Annotated in this window: 9 protein-coding genes; 7 read left to right on the top strand and 2 right to left on the bottom strand. The window is 68.1% G+C overall.

Annotated elements, in window-relative coordinates; all coding sequences use genetic code 11:
* Nucleotides 1-92: 92 nt before the first annotated feature.
* Nucleotides 93-830, bottom strand: coding sequence for a 16S rRNA (uracil(1498)-N(3))-methyltransferase (locus V3B64_RS21475; protein WP_329914934.1), 738 nt, complete (start codon nucleotides 828-830; stop codon nucleotides 93-95).
* Nucleotides 821-2,212, bottom strand: coding sequence for an adenosylmethionine--8-amino-7-oxononanoate transaminase (gene bioA, locus V3B64_RS21470; RefSeq protein WP_220667676.1), 1,392 nt, complete (start codon nucleotides 2,210-2,212; stop codon nucleotides 821-823). Before bioA ends, V3B64_RS21475 begins: the two co-directional genes overlap by 10 nt.
* Before the next feature lie 77 nt (nucleotides 2,213-2,289).
* On the opposite strand from bioA, the gene nudE reads away from it, so the two are divergent.
* The 7 genes from nudE to V3B64_RS21435 all read left to right on the top strand — a co-directional run bounded on the left by nudE (nucleotide 2,290) and on the right by V3B64_RS21435 (nucleotide 6,842).
* The gene (nudE, locus tag V3B64_RS21465; RefSeq protein WP_010482713.1) at nucleotides 2,290-2,853 is read left to right on the top strand and encodes an ADP compounds hydrolase NudE; all 564 of its coding nucleotides are present in this window, start codon (nucleotides 2,290-2,292) and stop codon (nucleotides 2,851-2,853) included.
* The gene (cysQ, locus tag V3B64_RS21460) at nucleotides 2,850-3,653 is read left to right on the top strand and encodes a 3'(2'),5'-bisphosphate nucleotidase CysQ (protein ID WP_049400405.1); all 804 of its coding nucleotides are present in this window, start codon (nucleotides 2,850-2,852) and stop codon (nucleotides 3,651-3,653) included. The genes nudE and cysQ overlap by 4 nt, the downstream gene beginning before the upstream one ends.
* A 13-nt stretch (nucleotides 3,654-3,666) precedes the next feature.
* Nucleotides 3,667-4,506 carry a nucleoside triphosphate pyrophosphohydrolase gene (gene mazG, locus V3B64_RS21455; protein WP_049422149.1) on the top strand — a complete coding sequence of 280 codons (840 nt, stop codon included), beginning with the start codon at nucleotides 3,667-3,669 and terminating at the stop codon, nucleotides 4,504-4,506.
* Entirely contained in the window at nucleotides 4,503-4,832 is a 330-nt protein-coding gene (locus tag V3B64_RS21450) for a YnfA family protein (protein ID WP_032130110.1), read from the top strand. Before mazG ends, V3B64_RS21450 begins: the two co-directional genes overlap by 4 nt.
* A gap of 245 nt (nucleotides 4,833-5,077) precedes the next feature.
* A complete protein-coding gene (locus V3B64_RS21445) occupies nucleotides 5,078-5,380 on the top strand; it encodes a DUF962 domain-containing protein (RefSeq protein ID WP_049422150.1) in 303 nt (100 codons plus the stop codon).
* 66 nt (nucleotides 5,381-5,446) lie between these two features.
* Complete coding sequence (locus V3B64_RS21440; RefSeq protein ID WP_005410704.1) at nucleotides 5,447-6,406, top strand: SPFH domain-containing protein; 960 nt, start codon at nucleotides 5,447-5,449, stop codon at nucleotides 6,404-6,406.
* Between the two features lies 1 nt (nucleotide 6,407).
* Nucleotides 6,408-6,842: an NfeD family protein gene (locus tag V3B64_RS21435; protein WP_182266554.1), complete on the top strand. Its 435-nt coding sequence runs from the start codon at nucleotides 6,408-6,410 to the stop codon at nucleotides 6,840-6,842.
* Nucleotides 6,843-7,073: the final 231 nt, after the last annotated feature.

Here is a 7,073-nt window from a genome sequence, read left to right as displayed (position 1 = left end):
ACTTTTCACTCGGGGCCCCCCCCCCCCCCGGCCCCCCCCCCCCCCCCCCGGGGGGCGCCCCCCCCCCCCCCGCCACTACCAGGAATCGGGCCTTACCCCAGATCCCCCAACCGCGCCTGCAGTGCTGCAATCGCGGCCAGGCCGGCCGTTTCCGTGCGCAGGATGCGCGGGCCCAGCTGCAGGCCCTGGAATCCTGCCGCCGCCAACTGATCCCGGTCGCGCGGCGACCAGCCACCTTCCGGACCGATTGCAATCACGATGCCGCCTGCCGGAGCGGCCGCCAGCGTCGACAAGCGATGTGTGCCCAGCGGATCCAGGGTCAACCGCAGCGTATCCACCGGCAGTGCCGCTGCCGCCTGCGCCAGCGACAGCGGTGATCCCACGTGCGGAATGCGCGCGCGCCCGGACTGGCCACAGGCCGAGGTCACCACGTTGTTCCAGTGCGCCACGCGCTTCTCCGCCCGTGCTGCATCGAGCTTCACCTCGGTGCGCTCGGCGTTGACCGGAATGATCGCCGCCACGCCCAGTTCGGTGGCCTTCTGCAGGATCAGGTCCATCTTCTCGCCGCGGGCGATGCCCTGCAGCAGGGTGATCGCCAGCGGCGATTCGTTGTCGATGGCCTGCACGGCGTCGATGCGCACCTGCACTTCGCGCTTGCCGGCCACGGTCAGCGTGGCGCTGTAGTCATGGCCGTCGCCGTTGAACAGCACACAGGTATCGCCCTCGCGCAGGCGCATCACCCGTACCAGGTGGTTGGCGGTCTCTTCCGGCAGGGTCACGGTCTGGCCGCTGTGCAGCGCCAGGTCGATGGGGCAGCGGGTCACGCGCATGCAATCGCCTCGTCAATCGCCGCCAGCGTGGTATGTGCCAGCAGCTCCAGTTGTTCGTCATCCACGCAGTAGGGTGGCATCCAGTACAGCACGTCGCCCAGCGGACGCAGTACCACACCGCGCTTCAGCGCGGCCTTGTAGGCGTGCAGGCCCAGCCGCATGGCCGGGTCGAACGGGGTGCGCTTGTTGCCATCGCGCGACAGCTCGAACGCCACCACCATGCCGGCCTGGCGCACGTCGGCCACGTGCGGATGGTCGCTGAACGGTGCGGCCAGCGTGCCCATCACCGAGGCGATGCCCCGGTTGCGCACGATCACATCGTCGTCGCGGAAGATGTCCAGCGTCGCCAGCGCTGCGGCGCAGGCCAGCGGGTTGCCGGTGTAGCTGTGCGAATGCAGGAAGGCGCGCTCGCGCGAGTCGTCGAGGAACGCGTCGTACAGGGCCTGCGTGGCCAGTACCGCGGCAAGCGGCAGGAAGCCGCCGGTCAGGCCTTTCGAGAGGCACATCAGGTCCGGCATCACCCCGGCCTGCTCGCAGGCGAACAGGGTGCCGGTGCGGCCGAAGCCGGTGGCGATCTCGTCGGCGATCATGAATGCACCGTGCGCATCACACAGTTCGCGAACCCGCTGCAGGTACACCGGGTCATGCATGCGCATGCCGCCCGCGCACTGCAGGCGTGGCTCCAGGATCACCGCACAGATCTCGCCCGGATGCTGGTCGAACAGTGTGGCCAGGCCATCGGCGGCCTGGCGCGCACGATCGGCGGCGCTCTGGCCGGGCTCGGCCAGGTAAGCGTCGGGCGAGGGCGCGAACAGCCCTTCGGCCAGCAGCGGCGCATAGACGCGGCGATACAGCGGGATGTCACCCAGCGCCAGCGCGCCCAGGGTCTCGCCGTGGTAGCCGTTCTCCAGTGCGATGAACCGCGTGCGCCGCGGCTCGCCACGGTTCTGGAAATACTGGAAGGCCATCTTCAGCGCCACTTCCACGCCGGCGGAGCCGTTGTCAGCGTAGAACACCTTGGCCAGCGGTTCGCGGCCAGGCTGGCGCGGGGCCAGCGCCAGCAGGCGTTCGGCCAGGGTGATGGCTGGCTCATGACCGAAGCCGGCCAGCATCACCTGTTCCAGCTGCGTGGCCTGGGCGGCGATGGCACCACCGATGCGCGGTTCGGCATGACCGAACAGGTTGGTCCACCAGCTGCTGACCGCATCCAGATAGCGATTGCCGTCGTGGTCGATCAGCCAGGCACCTTCGCCGCGGGCGATCGGCACCAGCGGCAGGGTGTGCGGATGCTCGCGCATCTGCGTGCAGGGGTGCCACAGCACCTGCAGGTCGCGCTGCCGCCAATGGCGGGCCAGCGGGGAGGGGGTTGGGTCTGCTAGCATTTCGGGCTCATGAACATGTTGCTGCCTGCACATTCTATCGGCCCCGGCGCAGGCGCCGGCCGCCGCGGAGATTCCGCATGAACGATGACCGTGCCGGCCGTCGCTTGCCGATCATCCATCGGATCACCGATGAGGAGAACGGTCCCTTCCAGCGCCAGCACCTGGACCTGGAGTTCTCCAACGGCGAACGCCGCCGCTTCGAGCGGCTGGTCAGCCGGGGGCATGGCGCGGTGGTGGTGGTGCCGATGCTCGACGACGAAACCGTGCTGCTGGTACGTGAATACGCCGCCGGCATGCACCGCTACGAACTGGGCCTGGTCAAGGGCCGGATCGATGCCGGCGAGACCCCCGAGCAGGCCGCCGACCGCGAACTGAAGGAAGAGGCCGGTTACGGCGCGCGCCGGGTGGATGTGCTGCGCGCGATGACCCTGGCCCCGACCTACATGAGCCACCAGTCGTGGCTGGTGGTGGCGCGCGACCTGTACCCGGAAAAGCTGGCCGGCGACGAGCCGGAAGAGCTGGAAGTCGTCCCGTGGAAGCTGGCCGAGTTGGACCAGCTGATGCTGCGCGAGGACTTCTCCGAGGGACGCTCGCTGGCGGCGCTGTTCATTGCCCGCCAGTGGCTGCAGGGATTGCGATGATCAAACTGACCACGGACCTGCGCGAGACCGCCATCGCCATTGCCCAGGAAGCCGGACAGGCCATCATGCAGGTCTATGCCGATGGCTTCGACGTGCAGCTCAAGGACGACAACAGCCCGGTCACCGCCGCCGACCTGGCCGCCAACCAGGTCATCGAGCAGGGCCTGCAGCAGCTGACCCCGGATCTGCCGATCCTGTCCGAGGAATCGGCGCAGGTACCCTGGGAACAGCGCCGCCACTGGGGCGCCTACTGGCTGGTCGATCCGCTCGATGGCACCCGTGAGTTCGTCAAGCGCAACGGCGAGTTCAGCGTCAACATCGCGCTGATCTACCAGGGCGCACCGGCCTTCGGCGTGGTGCTGGCCCCGGTGACGGGCATCGTCTGGCATGCCATGCGCGGCGAGCTGGCCTATCGCCGGCAGGGCCTGCACGACACCGTGCTGCGCACCCGCACGCCGGCCACCGCACCGCTGCGGGTTGCTGCCAGCCGCTCGCACCGCTCACCGGAAACCGAGGCGCTGCTGGCGCGCATGGGCCGCATCGAGACCATCGCGCAGGGCTCGTCGCTGAAATTCTGCCGGATCGCCGAAGGTGGCCTGGATGTCTATCCGCGTCTGGGCCCGACCTCCGAATGGGACACCGCCGCCGGCCAGTGCGTGCTGCACGCCGCCGGTGGCGCGGTGCTGTCGGCGGCGACCGGCAAGCCGTTCCGCTACAACCGCCGCGAGACCCTGTTGAACGGCGATTTCATTGCCCTTGGTGATACCAGCCTGCCGTGGCGCGACTGGTTGTCCGACTGACCCTGGAGGCCGCATGAGCGCGCATGACACCCCCATCGCCGGCAGTGCAGCCAGCAACGAACTGGAACGCCTGCTGGCGATCATGGCGCGCCTGCGCGATCCGCAGGGCGGCTGCCCCTGGGACCTGGAACAGAACTTCGCGACCATCGCGCCGTACACCATCGAGGAAGCCTACGAGGTGGCCGATGCCATCGACCGTGGCGACCTCGATGATCTCTGCGATGAGCTGGGCGACCTGCTGCTGCAGGTGGTGTTCCATGCGCGCATGGCCGAGGAGCAGGGCGCCTTCGCCTTCGCCGAGGTCGCGCGCGCGATCAGCGACAAGATGCAGCGCCGCCACCCGCACGTGTTCGCCGATGTCAGCGTCGATGACGCCGACGGGGTGACGCGTAACTGGGATGCGATCAAGCGCGCCGAGCGTGCCGCCAAGGGCGAGCAGGACACCTCCGCATTGGCCGGCATCTCGCGTGGCCTGCCCGAATGGCAGCGGGCAGTGAAGCTGCAGTCGCGCGCGGCCAAGGTCGGTTTCGACTGGCCGGGCCCGCTGCCGGTGCTGGACAAGGCGGCGGAGGAACTGCAGGAGCTGCGCGAGGAGTTCGAGCGCGGCGACATTGCCGGCAACAAGGCGCGCCTGCAGGAAGAGCTTGGCGACCTGCTGTTCGTCTGCGCCAACCTGGCGCGCCACGCCGATATCGATCTGGGTGCGGCGCTGCGCGGGGCCAACCACAAGTTCGAACGCCGCTTCCGTGCGATGGAAGCGCAGGCTGACGCCCAGGGTGGAGCGCTGGCGTCGATGGACCTGGATGCGCAGGAAGCACTGTGGCAGCACGCCAAGGCGGCGGAGAAGGCGTGAAGACGCTCGCGCTGTTCCTGCTGACCGCGCTGGCCGAAATTGTCGGCTGCTACCTGCCGTGGTTGTGGCTGCGCAAGGGCGGCAGCGTGTGGCTGCTGCTGCCGGCTGCCGCCAGCCTGGCCCTGTTCGCCTGGCTGCTGACCCTGCACCCGACCGCCAGTGGCCGGGTCTATGCGGCCTACGGTGGTGTCTACATCGGCACCGCGCTGTTCTGGCTGTGGCTGGTCGATGGCATCCGCCCCAGCCGCTGGGACCTGTTCGGCGCAGCCCTGTGCCTGGCCGGCATGGCGGTGATCATGTTCGGGCCGCGCACGCCCCCGGTGTAGCGTCGAGCCATGCTCGACGGCTTCCGCTTTTGTAGCGTCGAGCCAGGCTCGACCGCTTCCGCTCTTATGTAGCGTCGAGCCATGCTCGACTGCAACTGGGAGGGCCAGTCGAGCATGGCTCGCCTCTACAAAGGCAGCGCCACCGGATCATGCACTGACTTGTCAGAATCGGCCACGCTGTCCAGGCCGCTTTCCCTCCCGGGAAGGCGCATGATGGCGGTGACCACGGCCCCCGGAACACGCACATGTCCCGCTTCGCCAGCTTCCGCGAGTTCTATCCGTTCTATCTCAGCGAGCACCGCCACCCGGTATCGCGCCGGCTGCACTTCGTCGGCAGCTGCGGCGTGCTGCTGCTGGTCGTTGCAGCGATCCTGCGCGGGCAGCCGGTGCTGTTGCTGGCCGCCCTGTTCTGCGGTTACAGCTTCGCCTGGGTCGGCCATTTCTTCTTCGAGAAGAACCGCCCGGCCACCTTCCAGCACCCGCTGTACTCGTTCATGGGCGACTGGGTGATGTTCGCCGACATCCTGCGCGGGCGCGTGCCCTGGTAGCTCCGCTGTGAATGTGGCCTTCACGCGCTATGCTGGGGCCTGGACGTCATAGATAAGGAAAGCAAGATGTTCCCGACCATGTTCTTTACCGTGGTACTGGCCTTCGTGGCCGTGGTGATCCTGTTCAAGGCAGTACGGATGGTGCCCCAGGGCTACGAGTGGACCGTCGAGCGCTTCGGGCGCTACACGCACACCATGACCCCCGGCCTGCATTTCCTGATCCCGATCGTGTACGGGGTGGGGCGCAAGGTGAACATGATGGAGCAGGTGCTGGATGTGCCCAGCCAGGAAGTGATCACCAAGGACAACGCCGCCGTGCGCGTGGACGGCGTGGTGTTCTTCCAGGTACTGGATGCCGCCAAGGCCGCCTATGAGGTGGCCAACCTGGAAGTGGCGATGATCGCCCTGGTGCAGACCAACATCCGTACCGTGATCGGTTCGATGGATCTGGATGAATCGCTCAGCCAGCGCGAGGTGATCAATGCCCAGCTGCTGAGCGTGGTCGACCATGCCACCAATCCCTGGGGCGTGAAGGTCAACCGCATCGAGATCCGCGACATCCAGCCGCCGCGCGATCTGCTGGATGCGATGGCGCGGCAGATGAAGGCCGAGCGCGAGAAGCGCGCGCAGATCCTCGAGGCAGAGGGTTCACGGCAGTCGGAGATCCTGCGCGCCGATGGCGAGAAGCAGGCCACCGTGCTGGAAGCCGAAGGCCGTCGCGAAGCCGCGTTCCGCGATGCCGAGGCGCGCGAGCGCCTGGCCGAGGCCGAAGCGATGGCGACCAAGGTGGTGTCGGCGGCGATTGCCGAGGGTGACGTGCAGGCGATCAACTACTTCGTCGCGCAGAAGTACGTGGAAGCGTTCAAGGAGCTGGCCAGTTCGCCGAACCAGAAGCTGGTGCTGATGCCGATGGAGGCCAGTGGCGTGATCGGTTCGATCGCGGGCGTGGCCGAACTGGCGAAGCAGGCGCTGGCCAGCCAGGACAACAAGGCCGCCGGCAAGCGGCCGCCGCCGCTCGGAGGCTGACATGCGCTGGGAAGTCGTCGGTTGGGGCGCGCTGGCGCTGCTGCTGTTCGCTGCCGAAGCGCTGGCGCCGGGTGCGTTCATGCTGTGGATCGGCATTGGCGCGGCGGCAGTGTTCGTACTGGTTGCGGTGTTCAGCGACATTCCACTGTTGTGGCAGGTGATCGCCTTTGTCCTGCTGAGTGTGGTCTCGATCCAGTGCTACCGGCGCTGGGGGAGGCCGCGGGCACGGCCCAGCGATGCGCCGTTGCTCAACCGCCGTGCCGAGCAGCTGGTCGGCCGGGAGGTGGTACTGCAGCAGGCCATCGTCGGTGGCCAGGGACGGGTCAGCATTGACGATGCGTCCTGGCAGGTGAGCGGTCCGGAGCTGCCTGCGGGTACGTGGGTGCGGGTGGTGGCGGTGCAGGGCAGCACGCTGGTGGTCGAAGCGGTGGCCTAGGGGTTCCCTGCCAACGGCGGAGCCCCTCGTGGGTGGTCGCGGAAGGCGGTTCATGTGTTTGGGGCGGGCGGGTTGGGTTCGCGGGACACGCCGTAGACCCCGCTCCGCGGTCCGGCCCAGCCGCTGGCGGCTGCGCGTTCGGTCGCTTGCGAAGCAGTGCTTCGCAAGCAAAGCGCCCTCACCCATGGGGGCTCGATGGCGTCATCCATGGCGCCAACGGTCCCGCGAACC

The organism is Stenotrophomonas sp. SMYL86 (assembly GCF_036320025.1).
Classification (GTDB): Bacteria; Pseudomonadota; Gammaproteobacteria; order Xanthomonadales; family Xanthomonadaceae; genus Stenotrophomonas; species Stenotrophomonas maltophilia_A.
Note: the sequence above shows the minus strand (reverse complement) of the source record. Positions and strands in the feature narration are given on the sequence as shown.